Annotated in this window: 19 protein-coding genes; 10 read left to right on the plus strand and 9 right to left on the minus strand. The window is 73.5% G+C overall.

Annotated features, from left to right (window positions below; translation table 11 throughout):
• Together ACFYZ4_RS01395 and ACFYZ4_RS01400 are read right to left on the minus strand one after the other, a co-directional pair.
• Positions 1 to 1,827 carry a glycoside hydrolase family 15 protein gene (locus ACFYZ4_RS01395; protein ID WP_390782650.1) on the minus strand — a complete coding sequence of 609 codons (1,827 nt, stop codon included), beginning with the start codon at positions 1,825 to 1,827 and terminating at the stop codon, positions 1 to 3.
• Positions 1,828 to 1,924: 97 nt separating this feature from the next.
• Positions 1,925 to 2,488, minus strand: coding sequence for a DoxX family protein (locus ACFYZ4_RS01400; RefSeq protein ID WP_351585678.1), 564 nt, complete (start codon positions 2,486 to 2,488; stop codon positions 1,925 to 1,927).
• 120 nt (positions 2,489 to 2,608) lie between these two features.
• Here ACFYZ4_RS01400 and ACFYZ4_RS01405 point away from each other — a divergent pair, with 120 nt between their 5' ends.
• The gene (locus ACFYZ4_RS01405; protein WP_351288959.1) at positions 2,609 to 3,073 is read left to right on the plus strand and encodes a MarR family transcriptional regulator; all 465 of its coding nucleotides are present in this window, start codon (positions 2,609 to 2,611) and stop codon (positions 3,071 to 3,073) included.
• A 55-nt stretch (positions 3,074 to 3,128) separates the two neighbouring features.
• On the plus strand, positions 3,129 to 3,425 hold the full coding sequence (locus ACFYZ4_RS01410) for a DUF1232 domain-containing protein (RefSeq protein ID WP_390782651.1): 297 nt from the start codon (positions 3,129 to 3,131) through the stop codon (positions 3,423 to 3,425).
• Positions 3,426 to 3,438: 13 nt separating this feature from the next.
• On the opposite strand, the gene ACFYZ4_RS01415 is transcribed toward ACFYZ4_RS01410, so the two are convergent.
• The 4 genes from ACFYZ4_RS01415 to ACFYZ4_RS01430 all read right to left on the minus strand — a co-directional run bounded on the left by ACFYZ4_RS01415 (position 3,439) and on the right by ACFYZ4_RS01430 (position 6,314).
• A complete protein-coding gene (locus ACFYZ4_RS01415; protein ID WP_384340604.1) occupies positions 3,439 to 3,810 on the minus strand; it encodes a VOC family protein in 372 nt (123 codons plus the stop codon).
• A 63-nt stretch (positions 3,811 to 3,873) separates the two neighbouring features.
• A complete protein-coding gene (locus ACFYZ4_RS01420; RefSeq protein ID WP_390782652.1) occupies positions 3,874 to 4,509 on the minus strand; it encodes an alpha-ketoglutarate-dependent dioxygenase AlkB in 636 nt (211 codons plus the stop codon).
• Positions 4,510 to 4,589: 80 nt separating this feature from the next.
• On the minus strand, positions 4,590 to 4,955 hold the full coding sequence (locus tag ACFYZ4_RS01425; protein WP_390782653.1) for a VOC family protein: 366 nt from the start codon (positions 4,953 to 4,955) through the stop codon (positions 4,590 to 4,592).
• 108 nt (positions 4,956 to 5,063) lie between these two features.
• A complete protein-coding gene (locus ACFYZ4_RS01430; RefSeq protein ID WP_390782654.1) occupies positions 5,064 to 6,314 on the minus strand; it encodes an MFS transporter in 1,251 nt (416 codons plus the stop codon).
• A 371-nt stretch (positions 6,315 to 6,685) separates the two neighbouring features.
• Between ACFYZ4_RS01430 and ACFYZ4_RS01435 the strand changes: the two genes are divergently transcribed.
• The 7 genes from ACFYZ4_RS01435 (at position 6,686) to ACFYZ4_RS01465 (ending at position 13,785) form a co-directional block, all read left to right on the plus strand.
• Entirely contained in the window at positions 6,686 to 6,913 is a 228-nt protein-coding gene (locus ACFYZ4_RS01435; RefSeq protein WP_030384356.1) for a CbtB-domain containing protein, read from the plus strand.
• A gap of 11 nt (positions 6,914 to 6,924) precedes the next feature.
• A complete protein-coding gene (locus tag ACFYZ4_RS01440) occupies positions 6,925 to 7,758 on the plus strand; it encodes a CbtA family protein (protein WP_390782655.1) in 834 nt (277 codons plus the stop codon).
• A 112-nt stretch (positions 7,759 to 7,870) separates the two neighbouring features.
• A complete protein-coding gene (locus ACFYZ4_RS01445) occupies positions 7,871 to 8,230 on the plus strand; it encodes an ArsR/SmtB family transcription factor (protein WP_390782656.1) in 360 nt (119 codons plus the stop codon).
• Positions 8,231 to 8,343: 113 nt separating this feature from the next.
• Positions 8,344 to 9,681, plus strand: a complete 1,338-nt coding sequence (locus ACFYZ4_RS01450; protein ID WP_390782906.1) for an MFS transporter — start codon at positions 8,344 to 8,346, stop codon at positions 9,679 to 9,681.
• Between the two features lie 118 nt (positions 9,682 to 9,799).
• On the plus strand, positions 9,800 to 11,179 hold the full coding sequence (locus ACFYZ4_RS01455) for a hypothetical protein (protein WP_390782657.1): 1,380 nt from the start codon (positions 9,800 to 9,802) through the stop codon (positions 11,177 to 11,179).
• Between the two features lie 63 nt (positions 11,180 to 11,242).
• Entirely contained in the window at positions 11,243 to 12,547 is a 1,305-nt protein-coding gene (locus ACFYZ4_RS01460) for an AAA family ATPase (protein ID WP_390782658.1), read from the plus strand.
• A complete protein-coding gene (locus ACFYZ4_RS01465; protein WP_390782659.1) occupies positions 12,544 to 13,785 on the plus strand; it encodes a VWA-like domain-containing protein in 1,242 nt (413 codons plus the stop codon). Before ACFYZ4_RS01460 ends, ACFYZ4_RS01465 begins: the two co-directional genes overlap by 4 nt.
• 10 nt (positions 13,786 to 13,795) lie before the next feature.
• On the opposite strand, the gene ACFYZ4_RS01470 is transcribed toward ACFYZ4_RS01465, so the two are convergent.
• A complete protein-coding gene (locus tag ACFYZ4_RS01470) occupies positions 13,796 to 14,626 on the minus strand; it encodes an alpha/beta hydrolase (protein ID WP_351289021.1) in 831 nt (276 codons plus the stop codon).
• Positions 14,627 to 14,703: 77 nt separating this feature from the next.
• Here ACFYZ4_RS01470 and ACFYZ4_RS01475 point away from each other — a divergent pair, with 77 nt between their 5' ends.
• Positions 14,704 to 15,333 carry a sigma-70 family RNA polymerase sigma factor gene (locus tag ACFYZ4_RS01475; RefSeq protein ID WP_390782660.1) on the plus strand — a complete coding sequence of 210 codons (630 nt, stop codon included), beginning with the start codon at positions 14,704 to 14,706 and terminating at the stop codon, positions 15,331 to 15,333.
• Here the strand turns inward: ACFYZ4_RS01475 and ACFYZ4_RS01480 are convergent.
• Together ACFYZ4_RS01480 and ACFYZ4_RS01485 are read right to left on the minus strand one after the other, a co-directional pair.
• On the minus strand, positions 15,330 to 15,875 hold the full coding sequence (locus tag ACFYZ4_RS01480) for a DM13 domain-containing protein (RefSeq protein ID WP_390782661.1): 546 nt from the start codon (positions 15,873 to 15,875) through the stop codon (positions 15,330 to 15,332). The genes ACFYZ4_RS01475 and ACFYZ4_RS01480 overlap by 4 nt on opposite strands.
• Before the next feature lie 111 nt (positions 15,876 to 15,986).
• Positions 15,987 to 16,580, minus strand: a complete 594-nt coding sequence (locus tag ACFYZ4_RS01485) for a GNAT family N-acetyltransferase (protein ID WP_390782662.1) — start codon at positions 16,578 to 16,580, stop codon at positions 15,987 to 15,989.
• Positions 16,581 to 16,677: the final 97 nt, after the last annotated feature.

Raw genomic sequence — 16,677 nt, forward strand, 5'->3', positions numbered from 1 at the left:
TCAGCCCGTTTTCTTGACGCCGCCCGTGGAACCGCCCGTGCCGCACGCTTCGCCCGCCAGGATCAGCGCGGTGTTCACCAGGCCGACGTGGCTGAACGCCTGCGGAAAGTTTCCGAGTTGGCGTCCGGCGACGGGGTCGTACTCCTCCGAGAGCAGTCCCACGTCGTTGCGTACGGCCAGCAGCCGCTCGAAGAGGTCGCGGGCCTCCTTCTCCCGGCCCGTCAGGTACAGGGCGTCGGCCAGCCAGAACGAGCACGCCAGGAAGGCTCCTTCGTCGCCGGGCAGTCCGTCGACGGCGGGACCCTCCGTGGTGTAGCGGCGGACGAGTCCGCTGCGGCCCAGCTCCGCGCGCACGGCGTCGACCGTGCCGATGACCCGCGGGTCGTCCGGCGGCAGGAATCCGGTCCTGGGGATGAGCAGGGCCGCCGCGTCGAGCTCGCTGGAGCCGTAGTACTGGGTGAAGGTGCCCCGCGCGGGGTCGTAGCCCTTGGTGCACACGTCGAGGTGCACCGCGTCCCGCATGGCGCGCCAGCGTTCCACGTCGCCGGGCATCGAGGAATCGCGCTCCAGTGCCTGTACGGCCCGGTCGGCGGCGACCCACGCCATCATCTTGGAGTGGACGAAGTGGCGGCGCGGGCCGCGGACTTCCCACAGGCCCTCGTCCGGCCGCTGCCAGTTGCGCTCCAGGAAGTCGAGGAGCGCGAGCTGGATCCGCCAGGCGTGCCGCTCGGAGGGCAGCCCGGCGGACCGGGCCACGTGGAGGGAGTCGATGACCTCGCCGTACACGTCCAGCTGGAGCTGGTCCACGGCCGCGTTCCCGACCCGGACCGGGGCGGAGGAGGCGTAGCCGCCCAGCCACGGCAGTTCGCTCTCGGGGATCCGCCGCTCGCCGGCGATGCCGTACATGATCTGCAGGTCGGCGGGGTCGCCGGCGGCCGCGCGCAGCAGCCACGCGCGCCAGGCCCGGGCTTCGTCGAGGTAGCCGGTGGCGAGGAGGGAGCCGAGGGTGAGGGTGGAGTCGCGCAGCCAGCAGTAGCGGTAGTCCCAGTTGCGGACGCCGCCGAGTTCCTCGGGGAGGGAGGTGGTGGAGGCGGCGACGATACCGCCGGTCGGGGCGTAGGTGAGGGCCTTGAGGGTGATCAGCGAGCGGTTCACGGCCTCCTTGTAGGGGCCCTCGTAGCGGCACTGCGAGCTCCAGTCGCGCCAGTCCGCGAGGCTCTGCTCCAGGGCTTCGAAGGGCTCGCAGGGATCGGGCCGCGGTTCGTGCGAGGGGTGCCAGGTGAGGACGAACGCCACCCGCCGGCCTGCGGTGACCGGGAACTGGGAGCGGGTGCTGTTGGCCTCGCCCCAGGTGCGGACGGGGGGGTCGCTGCGGAACCAGACGGAGTCGGGCCCGGCGACGGCGACCCGGTCCTCCTCGACGCGGCGCACCCAGGGGACGACGTTCCCGTAGTCGAAGCGCAGGCGCAGGGTGCTGTGCATGCGCACGGTGCCGCTGATGCCCTCGACGATGCGGACCACGTCGGGGGCCACGTCGCGCTGCGGCATGAAGTCGGTGACCTTGACGGTGCCGGTGTCGGTCACCCAGTACGACTCCAGGACGAGCGTGCCGTCGACGTAGGCCCGGCGGGTGCACGGTTCGCCGTCTTCGGCGTCGACGGGGGCGATGCGCCAGTGGCCGTTCTCCTCGTCGCCGAGGAGCTTGGCGAAGCAGGCGGCCGAGTCGAAGCGGGGCAGGCACAGCCAGTCGATGGACCCGTCACGGCCGACCAGTCCGCTGGTCATCAGGTCGCCGATGAGTGCGTAGTCTTCGATGGGTTGTGTCATTGGTGCGCTCTTCCCGCGAATGCCCGGGGCCAATCAGCTCGGGCCCCGGACACCCCCGTGCGCGCTACGTCAGGCTCTGGGGACCATTCCCCCGCCTCTAGTCGCGGACGAGGAGCAGCACCGCGGCGAGGACCACGCCGAGGGCGACGGCGAGGGCGCCGTGGGCCAGGCGGTGGCTGCGCAGGACGGGCAGGAAGCGGTCGACGGCGTAGCGGCCGGGGCCGGTGAGGGCGAGGGCGGCGGCGCCCGCGGTCAGCAGCAGTTCGTACTCGATGCCCTTGGGCGCGAAGAAGGCGTCGGCGCCGTGGACGGCGATCGCGTTGATGAGGGTGCCGACGATCGCGGCGCCGGCGAGCGGGGTGAGCAGGCCGAGGGCGAGGCCGAGGCCGCCCAGGGTCTCGGTCAGTCCGGCGAGGACGGCCATGGCGTCGCCGGCGGGGTATCCGCTGGCGGTGAAGAACTGGCCGGTGCCGCTGATGCCGCCGCCCTCGAACCAGCCGAAGAGCTTCTGCGTGCCGTGCGCGGCCATCGTCAGGCCGAGGACGAGGCGCAGGAGCAGCAGGCCGGTGTCGTGGCCGGGGGTGGAGAGGGTGGCGCTCTGGGGGCGTACGGCCGGTGCGGCGGCCTGCGGCTTCGTCGTGGTGACGGAGGGGCTGGTCATGGGGGGGTCCTTCCGGTCGGGCGGTCCGGTGGAGCTGGCAGGGGGTTGTTCAAATTCGAACCGCTGATCGTCGACCCTAACCATTGATTCAAATTGGAACAACCTGTGTAGGCTGGCGGCATGGCAGAACCGAGATGGCTGGACGACCGCGAGATGCGGGCCTGGAGCGGCTTCCTGGCCGCATCGGCCCTGGTGAACCGCCGTCTCGACCAACAGCTCAAGGACGAGGCCGGCCTCTCGCACCCCCAGTACGAGATCCTCGTACGGCTCGCCGCGGCACCCGGGCGCGAGCTGCGGATGACCGAGCTGGCCAACGGCCTGATCAACTCCAAGAGCGGGCTGACCTACCAGGTCACCCAGATGGAGAAGGCCGGACTGGTCCGCCGCCGCAGCTGCCCCTCCGACGTGCGCGGCGTCTTCGCCGTACTGACCGACGCCGGCAGCGCCAAGCTGGAGCAGGCCGCTCCCGGGCACGTGGCGACGGTCCGGGAGATCCTCGTCGACGTCCTGACCCCCGGGCAGCTCGACGCGCTCGCCGACGGGCTGGGCGAGGTCGGCCGCAGGCTGCGCGAGCAGGGTGCCTGAGTAGAACCGGCCGCCGTTCGGGTAGCGAGTGCCGGTTTCGGGGTATAGGGGCGCCATGGAGGGAAAGGTCTGGCTCACCTTGCTCACGGTCGTCGCGGTGGGGCTCGCGATCGCCGCGGCCGTGCTGCTCGTACGGGTCTTCAAGGCGCGGCGGCTGCTGCTCGACGCGGGGATCCCACTACGGGACAAGGCCCTGTTCTGGGTCGCCGTGATCTACACCGTCTCGCCGGTGGACCTGATCCCGGACCCGGTGTACCTCGACGACATCGGCTTGCTGCTGCTGGCGCTGCGCTCGCTGCACGCGGCGGCCGGGGCCGTCCGCCCCACGAAGGAGCCCGGCGCCACCGCCTGAGCCAGCGCCCGGGTCAGAGGTGCTGGTCGAAGAGGACCGGATTGCCGTCCGGGTCGAGGACGAGGAAGCTGCCCGGCCCGGAACCGGACTCGTCGACCTCCGTCGCGAACTCCACACCCTGCGCCTTCAGCTGCCGTTGTAGGTCCCGGATGTCGGTGAACGACTCGAGCGCCGTCGCGCTGCCGTCCCAGCCCGGGTTGAAGGTCAGCATGTTCTTCTCGAACATGCCGACGAACAGCCCGAGGACGACATCACCGTTCTTGAGGATCAGCCAGCCCTGCTCGGGGTTCCCGCCGAAAGCCGAGAACCCGAGCTTCTCGTAGAACGCCCGGGAGGCATCGAGGTCGCGCACGGTCAGGCTCACGGAGAAGGCGCCAAGATCCATGCGCACCAGCCTGAACGCCCCCGGGCGGCGCCGCAACCCCGACCGCGCGAGGCGGCCGGGAGCTCAGCGGACGCCCCGGGTCCGGAACTGGACGCTGATGCGGGGCCCGACCGCCCGGACCGACTTGGGCACCGCGTGCTCCATGGTGCGCTGGCAGGAGCCGCCCATGACGACGAGGTCGCCGTGGCCGAGCGGCAGCCTCAGCAGGGTGGCTCCGCCGGCGCGGGGACGGAAGGCGAGATCGCGCGGGTCGCCGACGGAGACGATGGCGACCATGGTGTCCTCGGTGGAGGAGCGGCCGGTCCGGTCTCCGTGCCAGGCGACGCTGTCCCGGCCGTCGCGGTACAGGCACAGTCCGGCGGTGGTGAAGGGTTCGCCGAGCTCGGCGGCGTAGTGACGGGTGAGCGCCTCGCGGGCCTCGGTGAGCGAGGGGTGCGGCAGGGCCTCGCCCTCCCTGTAGAAGGCGAGCAGCCGGGGCACCTCCACCTCGCGCTCGTACATCTGCCGCCGCTCGGCTTTCCAGGGCACGTCGGCGGCCAGCCGCTCGAAGAGCGCGTCGGCGCCGCTCAGCCAGCCGGGCAGGTGGTCGACCCAGGCCCCGGCGCCGAGCTCGGTGCGCCGCAGGCCGCCCAGCGGGCCGAGCCGGATCTCGTCACCCTGGTCGAAGAGGGAGCCCTGAAGCCCCTGGACTGCGTGCATGACCCCAGCCTAACCCCATGAACCGAACACATGCACGAATACATGGGTGCGGCCCGGCGCCTCACGCGCTGGCCGCCGCGTCAGCGGCCGGGCGGGGGCTGGTGCAGGCCGAAGGGCGTGCCCTGGTCGTCGTGGCAGAGCCGGAAGGCGCCGAACCGGGCGACCGACTCCTCGCCGCTCCCCAGGTCGGTGCCGTCGACGGAGCCGCCGAGCGCGCGGACCCGCGCGAGCGCCGTCTCCATGTCGTCGACCGCGAAGAAGAGGTACGGGCGGGCGCCGGGGTCGTTGCCGTGCAGTCCGCCGGGGACGTTGGGCGTCCGGATCGCGTACCCGCCGCCGTCGGAGAGACCCGGCTCGAAGGACCAGCCAAAGAGTCCGGCGAAGAAGGTACGGGCCTGCTCGCTGTCGCCCGCACCAAGCTCGAAGAAGGAAAGCTCACCGGCCATCGCCGACTCCCGTCACTGCCAGCCGCCACGTCAGCCGTCACCGGTCACGTGCCGGCTGCCCCGGACCGTTCTCCCACCGTAGGTCCGGCCCCGCCCCGCCGCACCCGCTCAACTGCCACCCGCGCGGACGACGTACGGCCGGGTGAGGACGGTGACGGCGACGGAGACCGCGGCGACGACGGCGATCGCGGCGCCCGGGGCGAGGTACTGGGCCAGCCCGCCGGCGAGTGCGGCGCCGAGGCCCTGCCAGGTCATCCGGCCGGCCGACTCGACCCCCTGGACCTGGCCGCGCACCGGGTCGGGGGTCAGGTCCAGGAGCTGCTCCTGGAGGGGCAGGGTGGCCGCGAACCCGGCACTGGCGAGGAACACCGCGACCGCGACGACCGGGAGGGGCGGGTGGAACGCGAACAGCAGGAAGGGGACGGCGAGCAGCAGCCGCAGGGCGAAGGCGTGGCGGCGGCGCTGCCCGGCGGTCAGCAGCCGGCCGACGGCCAGGTCTCCGAGGAGCATGCCCGCCGATCCGGCGGCCAGGAGGGTGCCGGCGTGGCTGGGGTCGTAGGAGATGAACAGGGCTTCGCAGCCGACGATCAGACCGTTGGGCACCCACAGGTTCAGCAGCAGCGCCCGCCGGCCGGGGTGGGAGAACAACTCGGTGTTCGTCGTCCAGGTCTGACGCAGTCCGGGGCGACGGGTGAGCCGGACGGAGCGTTCGCGGACGGTGGCCGCCACCACGGCGAGGCCGAGGGCGGTCAGGGCGGCGGCGACGAGGAAGAGCCCGTGCGGGCTCAGGTAGGAGAGCAGCACGGCGCCGAGGGCGTAGCCGAGGACCGCCGTACCGCCCGAGGTGATGTTGATCAGCGAACGCGCCGGTGCGTAGGCGGAGTTCGGCACGATCTCCGCGAGCAGGCCCAGCCGGGTGCCGGTCCCCAGGGACTGGAAGAAGCCCAGCATCAGCAGCAGCGCGAACCGGGCGACCAGCGGCAGCCCCGGAACGGCCTGGGCGCAGACGCCGATCAGCGAGGCGGACTGGAGCGCGACGATGGTCCGGCGCGGCCGGTTCCCGTCCGCGACCGACATCAGCGTCAGCGCGCCGAGCACCGTGGCGAACGTGGCGCCGTACATGCTCACGGCCGTCAGGAACGGGGAACGGGTCTGCTGGTCGACGAGGGTGCCGAGGGCGAAGCCCGACAGGGTGCTCGCGGCGGCGGTGAGGGTGAAGCCGGCGTAGAGGCCGGTGAACTCCCGGTTGCGGAGCAGGTCGCGGTAGCCGGGGGCCGGCGCGGGAGTGGCAGCCGACTTGGAGGACGAAGGGGAAGGAGAGGAGGAAGGGGAGGAAGAGGAAGGAACGGAAGAAGGCATGAAAAAAGCCTCCGGGCACGTGCACGGGGCACGCTCGCCGAAGGCCAACACCGTGATTCTAGCAGTCTTTTCCGTACCACTCCTTGGACACTCCCGGCCCCCGCCCCGGGCCCGGGGCAAAATCTTCCCCGCGGCCGCGTGTGATCAGAGACTCAGCCACTTGGCCGCAGGCCCGCCGCACGGTAGCGTCACCGCGACATTTGCACATAGCGACGACGGCGAGACGGAAGCCCGGTGTGAATCCGGCATGGTCGCGCCACTGTGTGCTGCGGTGACATCCCCTCCGGGGGGCGCGCCGCGGCGAGTCAGACCCGAGGACCGTCGTCCTGCACCACCGTATGGGACGCGTTGTTCCCCGAGGAGGTTCCATCATGGCCGAGGCTGTCGCTTCCGCTGCCATATCCACCCCCGCCGGCTCCCTGTCGGCTCCGCTGCCTGTCCGCGCGGTGCTGCCCTGGGCGCTCTTCGTCGGTCTCCTGATGCTCGTCGCCCTGTACTTCGTCGGTGCCGAACAGGGTGCCACGGCCGTGTTCGCCGGCGAGGGCGTGCACGAGTGGGTCCACGACGGTCGTCACCTGCTCGGCTTCCCCTGCCACTGAGAGGCACGCACATGTACGCCTCCACTGTCAGAGGTCTACTGGTCCGCGGCATGCTCGCGGGCCTGATCGCCGGGCTGTTCGCCTTCGCCGTCGCCTACGTGGTGGGTGAGCCCCCGGTCCGGGGTTCCATCGCCGTGGAGGAGGCCGCGGCCGCCAAGGACGCTGCGGGTGCCTTGAGCGCCCACGCCGGGCACGGCGGCGGCGACGCCGCACCGGCCGAAGCCGCCGAAGAGGAGGAGGAACTGGTCAGCCGGCCGGTGCAGTCCACCTTCGGCCTGGCCACCGGCGTCCTGGTGTACGGGGTCGCGCTGGGCGGCATCGCCTCGCTCGCGTTCTCGTTCGCCCTCGGCCGCGTCGGCGGGTTCAGCCCGCGGGCCACGGCGGCGCTCACCGCGGCCGGTGCCTTCGCGACCGTCTACCTGGTGCCGTTCCTCAAGTACCCGGCCACCCCGCCGGCGGTCGGCAACCCGGACACGATCGGACAGCGCACCACGCTGTTCTTCCTGATGATCCTGCTGAGCGTGCTGCTCGGCGTCGGCGCGATCATCCTCGGGCGACGGCTGGCACCGCGCCTGGGCAACTGGAACGCGACGCTGACCGCGAGCGGCGCGTTCGTCGTCGCCGCGGCCCTGGCGTTCGCGTTCCTGCCGGACAACAGCGACGCCGTCCAGCCCGGTTTCCCCGCCGCCCTGCTGTGGGAGTTCCGGGTCGCCTCGCTGGCCGTCCAGCTGGTCCTGTGGGCGGTGTTCGCCATCGTCTTCGGCGTCCTGGCCCAGCGGCTCCTGGCCGCGCGCACCGATGGCGCGGAAGCGCCCGCCCAGCAGCCGGCGCCCGCGGCCGGCTGATCCGCCGCGCCGCCCGCACAACGGGCCCCGTCACCCCTGCCGGGGGCGGCGGGGCCCGTGGCATTGCGCCGGGGCCCGTGGCATCGCGCCGTGGCCGCCCTACGATGTGCGCATGAGCGCACGCACGGATCTGGCAGGTGCGCAGGTCCCGCAGGTCCCGCAGGAACGGGGTGACCGGCTGGAGGTCGCCGCGTCCGTCCTGGCCCTGCTCGCGGACCGCACCCGGCTGGCGCTGATGGAGCGGCTCGCAAGGGGCGAGGCCGATGTCACCACGCTCACCGAGGCGTGCGGGGCGGCCCGGGCCTCGGTCAGCCAGCACCTCGCCAAGCTGCGCCTCGCCGGACTGGTCACCACCCGCAAGGACGGCCGCCGGGTCGTGTACGCCGTACGCCACGGGCACCTGCGGCGGCTGGTCGACGAGGCCCTGAACGCCGCCGACCACCAGCTCGGTTCGCTGCCCCCGCACGACTGACACGGCGACCGTCGGGGCTCCCGCTCGTACGGGCGACCAACAGGTGCACAGGTACGCACATGTTGGCTACGCTGACGTGGAGTCATCGACCCGCCGACCGGACGGGGCCGCCCGTGCTGTCCGTACTGCGCAACGGCACCTATCGCCGCCTGTTCACCGCCCAGGTCATCGCCCTGGTCGGGACCGGTCTCGCCACCGTCGCGCTGAGCCTGCTCGCCTACGACCTCGCGGGCTCCGACGCCTCCGCGGTCCTCGGTACCGCACTGGCGATCAAGATGATCGCCTACGTCGGCATCGCCCCGCTGATCGGAGCGGCCGCCGGCCGGATCCCCCGCCGCACCCTGATGGCGGCGACGGACCTCACCCGCGCCGGAGTGGCCTCGACCCTTCCGTTCGTCACCGAGGTCTGGCAGATCCACCTGCTGGTCTTCCTGCTCCAGGCGGCGTCGGCGGCCTTCACCCCGACCTTCCAGGCCACCCTCCCCGAGGTCCTGCCCGCCGAACGCGACTACACCCGGGCCCTGTCGATGACCCGGCTCGCCTACGACCTCGAGAGCCTCTTCAGTCCGGTACTGGCCGCGGCCCTGCTGACCCTGGTCTCCTACGACTGGCTGTTCGCGGGCACGGTCCTCGGATTCCTCGGCTCGGCCGTGCTCGTCCTCGCCACCGTGCTGCCCCGGCCCGCCCCGGTCGAACGGAACGGCGGCATCCGCGCCCGGGCCGGCTTCGGCATCCGCCTCTTCCGGGCCACTCCCCGACTGCGCGCCCTGCTCGCCCTCGACCTGGCCGTCGCGGCCGCCGGGGCCCTCGTCTTCGTCGGCACCGTGACCCTGGTCCGCGGCCACTTCGGCCGCCCGGCCGGCGCCGTCTCGCTCGCCCTGGGCGCGTACGGCGCCGGATCGATCCTGACCGCGCTGGTCCTGCCCCGCCTCCTGCAACGCGCCACCGACCGTACGGTGATGCTGCGGGCCGCCTTCGCCCTCCCGGCCCTCCTGGCCGCCGCGGCGGCCGTCACCTCGACCGCCCCGGGCTCCTGGTCCTGGCCGGCGCTCCTCGTGGTCTGGGCCGCGCTCGGCGCCGCCTGCTCCGCCGTCCTGACGCCGGGGGGCCGCCTGATCCGCCGCTCCACCGCCGACGCGGACCTGCCCGCCGCCTTCGCCGCCCGGTTCTCCCTCTCCCACGGCTGCTGGCTGCTCACCTACCCGTTGGCGGGGTGGCTCGGCGCGGGGGCGGGCCTGCCGCTGGCCGCGATGGTCCTGGGGGCCGTCGCCCTCGGCTCCACCACGGCCGCGGCCGCCTCCTGGCCCGCCCGTGACCCGTACCGCCTGGAACACGTCCACCCGGACCTGCCCCCCGGCCACCCCCACCTCGCCGACGCCCACCCATCCGCCACCGGCTGGCGCCACGACCACCACTACGTCATCGACCACCACCACCCCCACTGGCCCTGACAGCCCCGCAACCCGCCGGAAACCACTGGTGGGACTCCGGCGAGGTGGCTACGATCACGGCGATGACCACCCATTGCGTTCACAGATCGGGGGTCCCGTCCGCGCAAGGTGAGTGCTGATGCTCACTCAGACCGCGCATGGGGATTCCCGCCTTTCGTTCTGGCTGCGCGTACGCGAGTACGCCGTGCCGCCTTCCATGATCGAGACCGCGACCGCCCGGCGTTCCGTCGGGGACTGGGCCGGGGCCTGCGCCGCCGCAGGTGTCGATGTCGATCTCAACCTGCGTTCCGTGGCCCGCTCGTACGGGCACGACCTCGCGGCCCGGATCCGGGCCGACCTGCGCCATCTGACGCCCGACCTGTTGCGCTGGCACATGCCGCGCATCGCTCCCGACGGGCTGCTGCGCCCCGATCTGACCCTCTCGCTGGCCCGGTACGAGGTCACGGAGCGGACCCGCACCCATGCGGTCCACCTCGTGGCCCGGACGGCTCCGGCCTGGGCGGACGCCGGTCAGCGGATCAGCCTCGCACTGTGGGACGGATCCGGCGGCTGTGGTGATCCGCGCCCGTACGCCCGTCCCGCACGGCGGTTCCGCCTCGACCTGCACCGCCACTTGTGGGACGCGCGCCGGACCGACGAGCTGAGGGTCCGCTCCGGAGCCGACCGGTCCCCGGCGGACCCGGTGCTACGGGAGGTGCTCCCACCGGGTCACGGCTGCGCCGTGGACCGTTGGGCCGCCGAGGCGGAGATTCTGCTCCGTGCCGAGGGGCGGGCCGCCGGAGCCGTCACCGTACGGTTCGGCGGCCGACAGCGACTGGTCGTGGACCTGCACGCGCACGGGGAAGGGGCCGATGGGGCGCCCGCCCTGCGGATCGCAGTGGCGCCCCCGGACGGGAGCACCTCCGCCCTGCCGGTGCTGCCCGACGCTGCGGTCCGGGTGCTGCCCGACCTGGAGCTGCTGCGCGCCGGTGCGCTCGGTGCCGACCAGCTGCACCCCTTGGTCGCCGCCGGCCTCGTACCGGGTCATCCGCCGGTCCGTGCGTCCCGGATCCCGGACCGGGCGGGGCAACCGCGCCTCGTCGAATGCCGGGGAGCCCGGCACCGGATCGGCCTGGTCGACGGGGTACTCGCCCCGCTGGACCACGACCCGGCCGAGATCCGCCGGGAAGAACTGCTGGCGGCGCTGACGGGTACTCCGGTCCCCTGCCTGCAGGCCATCGACGCGGCGCACCGGCATCCGGACTGCCTCACCGGCGTCCGCGAACGCCTGGACCACGGTGACACCGCCGGCGCGCTGGCCGTCGTCGAGGGTCTGCTCGGCCCCGGCGCGCTGCTGCGCGCAGGCGCCCTGCGCGATGCCCTGGAGGCGGCCGCACAGCGGCGGATCACCTACGGGCTGTTCCGGGCGGGGCTGGCCGGACCCGGCCCCGGCCGCACCGGAGGGGGCCCCCGCCGCCCCCGCCAGTACCGCCCGCACCCGCGCCAAGCCATGCGCTGACCGGGGACTTCCGTCCCCGCACCGGTTCCTTCCGCCGCTCACGAACCCACAAGGTGATCGAACATGCCCGCACACACCCCGTCCGCTGCTGTCGACGTCGCCAACGCCACTTCCCCGCAAGCCGGTTCCCCGGCCGAGCCGGCCGGCCCCTCCCAGCTCGACGTCGCCGGTGAGCTGCTGTCGCTGCTCCGCGACTCCACCACCGAACCGCGCCCCGACGTCCAACTGGAGGCCCTGACCCTGGCCGTTGCCGCCGACCTGCCCGTCCTCCTGTGGGGAGAGCCGGGGATCGGGAAGACGGCGGCCCTGACCCGGCTCGCCGAGTCCCTGGGCCTTCCGCTGACCACGGTCATCGCCAGCGTCCACGAGCCGTCCGACTTCTCCGGCCTGCCCGTCCTGGGCGACGACCCCGCCGAACAGGGCGTCCCGATGGCCCCGCCGGACTGGGCCGTCCGCCTCGTACGGGCCGGCCGGGGGCTGCTGTTCCTCGACGAGCTGTCCACAGCGCCGCCCGCCGTGCAGGCCGCCCTGCTGCGCCTCGTACTCGAACGGCGGATCGGCGCCCTTCAACTGCCGCCCGAGGTCCGGATCGTGGCCGCCGCCAACCCGCGGTCCTCGGCCGCCGACGGCTGGGAGCTCAGTCCACCGCTGGCCAACCGGTTCGTGCATCTCCAGTGGACCCACGACCACGAGGTCGTGGTGCGCGGGCTCGGCGGGACGTGGCCCCGGGCGAGCCTGCCGCGCCTCGACGCGCAGGCGCTGCCGGCGGCCGTGGACCACGCCCGCCGTGCGGTGTGCGGTTTCCTCTCCGCCCGCCCCACGCTCGTACACCGGCTGCCCAGCAGTGAGACGCGGCGGGGCGGCCCCTGGCCCTCCCCGCGCAGTTGGGACATGACCCTGAGCCTGATCGCCTTCGCGACCGCCGCAGGCTCCTCCAGGGAGGTGCTGTCCTTGCTGGTCAGAGGCACCGTGGGGGACGGTCCGGCCCTGGAACTGCTCGCCGGACTCGACCGGATGGACCTCCCCGATCCCGAGGATCTGCTCGCCGACCCGGCGGGTGCCGTGCTGCCCGAGCGGGGAGACCTGCGCCAGGCCGCGCTCGACGCGGTGGTGGCGGCGGTCCGCAGGCGTCCGGAGAAGTCCCGCTGGGACGCGGCTTGGGCCCTGCTGGTCCGGGCGCTGGAGACCGGGGCTCCGGACCTGCTGGTCGTCCCCGCGACCACGCTCGCCACGCTGCGCCGGGCGGACTGGGACGTTCCGGCGTCGATCGAGCGGCTCGCCGGCGTGGTGACCCTGTCCCGGCGCGCGGACCGGGCGGCGGACCGGTCCGCGGCACGGATCGCGGTCCCCGCGCAGGCCGGGCGGTGAGCCCGGACGCGCCGGGGGCCCTGGACCTCGACAAGCTCTTCGCCGCCCGGCTGCACGCCGCCCGGGTCCGGCCGTACCTGGCGACGGCACTGTTCGCCCTGCACACCGTGGAGTCGAGGCGGGTGCCGACGATGGCCGTCGACCGACACTGGCGGTGCTACGTCTCCCCCGCATTCGTGGACCGGACGCCGGTGGAGGAGCTCGCCGGGGTCTGGGTGCACGAGGTGTCGCACCTCCTGCGCGACCATCACGGGCGCGGTGACCGGTACGCGCGGGCGCACGGACTGACCGGCCCCGCGGAACGGCTGCGGATGAACATCGCCGCGGACTGCGAGATCAACGACGACGCGTTCGGTGACGGTCTGGTCGGGCCGGAGGACGCCGTCACGCCGGAGGCGCTGGGGCTGCCCGCCGGCCGGCTCATGGAGGAATACCTGCGCCGCTTCCGGCTCTCGGCGCATACGGAGAGCCTGGCCTGGCTGGACTGCGGCAGTGGCGCCGACGGACTGGACCGGGAGTGGGACCTGGGCCCGGACGGCGCGCACGGGCTCAGCACGCAGGAACGGGACGCGGTCCGGTTCCGGGTGGCCCAGGGCATCAACGGCCGTCCGGGCAACACCCCGCAGGGGTGGAAGCGTTGGGCGGAGGAGGCGTTCCACCCGTCGCAGCCCTGGCGGGACCTGCTGGGGGCCGCCATCCTGTCGGCGGTCTCCGGTTCGGGCGCGGGCGAGGACTACAGCTACGGCCGCCCCTCCCGGCGTTCGGCCGGGGTGCCCGGGGCCGTTCTGCCGAGCCTGCGGCGCAGGCCGCCCCGGGTCTCGGTGGTCATCGACACCTCGGGGTCGGTCAGTGACGCCGAACTGGGCAGTGCGCTCCTGGAGGTCGCCTCGATCTCCCGCGCCGTGGGCGGCCGGCGCGACCTGGTCACCGTGGTGCCGTGTGACGCGGCGGCCCGGATCGTGCACCCGCTGTGCCGCGGCGAGGGCATCCCGCTGCTGGGCGGTGGGGGCACGGACCTGCGGGCGGGCTTTGCCAAAGCGCTCCGGACGGGGCCGCGGCCGGACGTGATCGTGGTCCTGACCGACGGCCGGACGCCCTGGCCGGACAGCCGGCCGCCGTGCCGGACGGTGGTGGGGCTCTTCCCCCGCGGGCTGGCGGACCAGTGGGACGAGGAGAATCCCGACTACGTGCCGGACGCGCCGCCGGAGTGGGCCCGGGTGGTGACCATCGGGTCGTGAGCTCGGGCGGTCACCGGTCCAGGAATGCCGTGGTTGTCGCGACGAAGCGGGTGGCGTCGTCGAGCCATGGGTAGTGGCCCGCTCCGGGCTGTACGGCGAGGGTGGCGTCGGGGAACAGGTCCGCGAACTCGGTCACCGTCCGGGGTGGGCTGTTCAGGTCGAACTCCCCGGCGACCAGGAGTACGGGGGCCTCGAAGGCGGCGAGCGCCGCGCGGGTGGTCTCCGGGTCGAAGGCGCCCTCGGCGGCGAAGAGGGCGACGGCTTCGCCGTTGGTGGGCCGGCCGGCCGCGTGGTGGTGCTGCGCCGCGGCGTCCCAGCGGCCGCAGAAGAAGGGTGCGACGGCCTCCCAGTCGCCGCCGGTGCCGTCCGCCAGCGCCTCCAGGGCGGCGAAGGCGGCCGGGAACCACGGCTCGTCGCTCCGGAGCAGCGCGAGCTCGCGGCGCGTCTCCCCGGTGACGGCGATGCCGACGGCCCGGACTCCGGGGCCGATCAGGGCGAGCCGGGCGACCTTGTCGGGGTGGCGGGCGGCGTACTGCGCCGCGAGGTTCGCGCCGCCCGAGTGGGCCAGCAGGTCGATCCGGGAGAGTCCGAGGTGTTCGCGCAGGGCCTCGACGTCGCCGACGAGGTGGTCGCAGCGGTAGGAGGCGGGGTCCTCGGGAACCGCGGACCGGCCGGTGCCGCGCAGGTCCAGGGTGATGAGCCGGCGGTGCGCGGACAGGCCGCCGAGGTCGCCGAGGTAGCGGGAGTCCGAGGGACCCCCGGGAAGGCAGACGAGCGGTTCGCCGTCGCCGGTCACACGGTAGGCGAGCCGGGTTCCATCGGGCGCGGAGAAGGTGGGCATGTCCCGGATCCTGGCAGCCATAACCAGGTTGTACAACCCGGTTATGGCGAGGCGGGGCACCGGTGTATAACCGAGGCATGACAGGGGAAGAGGACACGCACCACCACACCGGGGCACTGACCGAGGAGCAGGCCCGGCGGATGTTCGCCGGCATGAACGAGGTCATCCGCGCCGGGGAGGAGATGCGGCGGCTGCGCACCGAGATGATCCGGGTGCTGACCGGATGGGGCTGGACCCAGGACCGGATCGCCCGGCTCGCCGACATGAGCCAGCCCGCCGTGTCCAAGCAGGCGGCGAAGCACCGGACGGACGGGCCGCCGGTGCCGATGGGGCTCGCCCTCGACCAGTACGACGTGCCCTGGCTCGAGGGGCGGCTGTGGGGCCTCGCGGAGGAGATCTCCGAGGCGTTCGGCGACACCGCCCGCTGCGCCCGGCTCGCCGATGCCCTGGCCCGGGGGAGGAAGCGCTTCACGCCCGGGAACGTCGACGCGCTGCGCCGCCTGGTGGAGGAGGACCTGAGGCTGCACCGGGCCGAGCTGCCCGCCGGTCACCGGAGCGCGTACGACGAGATCAGCCGCGGCCTCGACGTCCCGCCGAAGGCGGCCGCCACCGGCACCGCCACCACCGCGTCGGCCTCGGTGCGGCGCGCCCTCGCCCACCGCATCCAGCGCGACCACCTCGGTTCGGGCGGGACGGCCGCGAACTAGACCGGCTTGAGGGTGGCCGCGCCGAAGGAGACGTCGAAACGGTCGCACCAGATGGCGAGGCTCGTGTAGTCGGCCGGGTTCACCCCGGCCGGAACGGGGTAGTTCTGGTCGCCTTTGTTGCCCTTGAGAGCGCCGAGGCTGACGTGCTTGCCGTCGTCGAAGACGCGCCAGCCGTCGACGCCCTCGATGACGGGCGCGTCGGTCAGCCAGACCCTCAGGGCGGGGCCGTTGCTCGTGTCCAGGTCCTCCACGCGCAGGACGTGGGAGCCGTCGGCGAGGCGGAGGAGCTTGACGGTGCCGGTGGTGGCGTGCTCGTGGCTGATCAGGCTGCCTTCGGCCACCGTCCGCGGCGCGGCGGGCGGGTTCGCCGACGCGGCGGGGTTCGGGGCGGCCGCGGCGGACGGGGCGGCCTCGTTGACCGACTCCTCCACCCACAGCTTCCAGGGCTCGAACCAGTACAGACCGAAGGCCAGCCCGACCGCCGCCACCGCGGCGCCGCCGATCAGCAGCGGCCTGCGCCGCCGCCCCTGCTCACGTACCACGCCCGGTCCTCCGTCATGCCGCTGTGCACCGCCGCCCGTTGCGGGCGCCCGGAGGTGGTCCCGCCCGGTGCGATCATCAAACCACGCACCGGCCGGGCGGGGCGAAGCCGGTCAGAGCTCCCAGGACCGCGGGCGCGCCAGCGCCTCCCACTCCGCGCGGAGCAGGGAGAGGACGGCGACGTCGTGGCGGCGCCCCCGGTGCAGGCAGGCCGAGCGCCGCACTCCCTCCTGGACGAACCCCGCCTTGGCCAGGACGTTCAGCGCGGCCGTGTTGCCGGTGTGGGTGACGGCCTGCACGCGCTGCATGGGCAGTTCGCCGAAGGCGAGATCGGTCAGTGCGTCCACGGCGTCGGTGCCGAGGTTCCGGCCCCGGTGCCGCGGGTCCATCACCAGATGGATCTCCGCCGTGCCGTCGACCATGTCCTGCTCGACCAGGGCGATGTGGCCGATCGGGGTGCCGTCCGGGAGCAGGACCAGGAAGTCGTCCCGATCGTGTTCGTCCCGGTCCCGCTCCAGGCGTTCACGGACCGAGGTGAGGGAGCGCGGCCAGAAGCCGATCTCGAACACGGCCACGGGATCGGACCGCCAGGCGTGCATCAGCTCAGCGTCCTCGGCGTCGAGCGGCGCGAAACCGACCGTCCTGCCCCGCCAGCACAGCACGCGGTCGGTCGTGTCGGGCGCGTCGTCCAACTCGTTCTCGTTCACGGGCGGATGCTACGGCGGTCGGACCGGGGCGACGAGCGAATTACGCCGCCGCTCACCCCGCAGACGTGATCCCCGCATCTACCATCTGTCATGTATG

Source organism: Streptomyces sp. NPDC001513, from assembly GCF_042894695.1.
Classification (GTDB): Bacteria; Actinomycetota; Actinomycetes; order Streptomycetales; family Streptomycetaceae; genus Streptomyces.

Bases quoted from the DNA above. Each gene is read 5' to 3' on its own strand.
- ACFYZ4_RS01395 (WP_390782650.1), bottom strand. From the start codon at position 1,827: ATGACACAACCCATCGAAGACTACGCACTCATCGGCGACCTGATGACC.
- ACFYZ4_RS01400 (WP_351585678.1), bottom strand. From the start codon at position 2,488: ATGACCAGCCCCTCCGTCACCACGACGAAGCCGCAGGCCGCCGCACCG.
- ACFYZ4_RS01405 (WP_351288959.1), top strand. From the start codon at position 2,609: ATGGCAGAACCGAGATGGCTGGACGACCGCGAGATGCGGGCCTGGAGC.
- ACFYZ4_RS01410 (WP_390782651.1), top strand. From the start codon at position 3,129: ATGGAGGGAAAGGTCTGGCTCACCTTGCTCACGGTCGTCGCGGTGGGG.
- ACFYZ4_RS01415 (WP_384340604.1), bottom strand. From the start codon at position 3,810: ATGGATCTTGGCGCCTTCTCCGTGAGCCTGACCGTGCGCGACCTCGAT.
- ACFYZ4_RS01420 (WP_390782652.1), bottom strand. From the start codon at position 4,509: ATGCACGCAGTCCAGGGGCTTCAGGGCTCCCTCTTCGACCAGGGTGAC.
- ACFYZ4_RS01425 (WP_390782653.1), bottom strand. From the start codon at position 4,955: ATGGCCGGTGAGCTTTCCTTCTTCGAGCTTGGTGCGGGCGACAGCGAG.
- ACFYZ4_RS01430 (WP_390782654.1), bottom strand. From the start codon at position 6,314: ATGCCTTCTTCCGTTCCTTCCTCTTCCTCCCCTTCCTCCTCTCCTTCC.
- ACFYZ4_RS01435 (WP_030384356.1), top strand. From the start codon at position 6,686: ATGGCCGAGGCTGTCGCTTCCGCTGCCATATCCACCCCCGCCGGCTCC.
- ACFYZ4_RS01440 (WP_390782655.1), top strand. From the start codon at position 6,925: ATGTACGCCTCCACTGTCAGAGGTCTACTGGTCCGCGGCATGCTCGCG.
- ACFYZ4_RS01445 (WP_390782656.1), top strand. From the start codon at position 7,871: ATGAGCGCACGCACGGATCTGGCAGGTGCGCAGGTCCCGCAGGTCCCG.
- ACFYZ4_RS01455 (WP_390782657.1), top strand. From the start codon at position 9,800: ATGCTCACTCAGACCGCGCATGGGGATTCCCGCCTTTCGTTCTGGCTG.
- ACFYZ4_RS01460 (WP_390782658.1), top strand. From the start codon at position 11,243: ATGCCCGCACACACCCCGTCCGCTGCTGTCGACGTCGCCAACGCCACT.
- ACFYZ4_RS01470 (WP_351289021.1), bottom strand. From the start codon at position 14,626: ATGCCCACCTTCTCCGCGCCCGATGGAACCCGGCTCGCCTACCGTGTG.
- ACFYZ4_RS01475 (WP_390782660.1), top strand. From the start codon at position 14,704: ATGACAGGGGAAGAGGACACGCACCACCACACCGGGGCACTGACCGAG.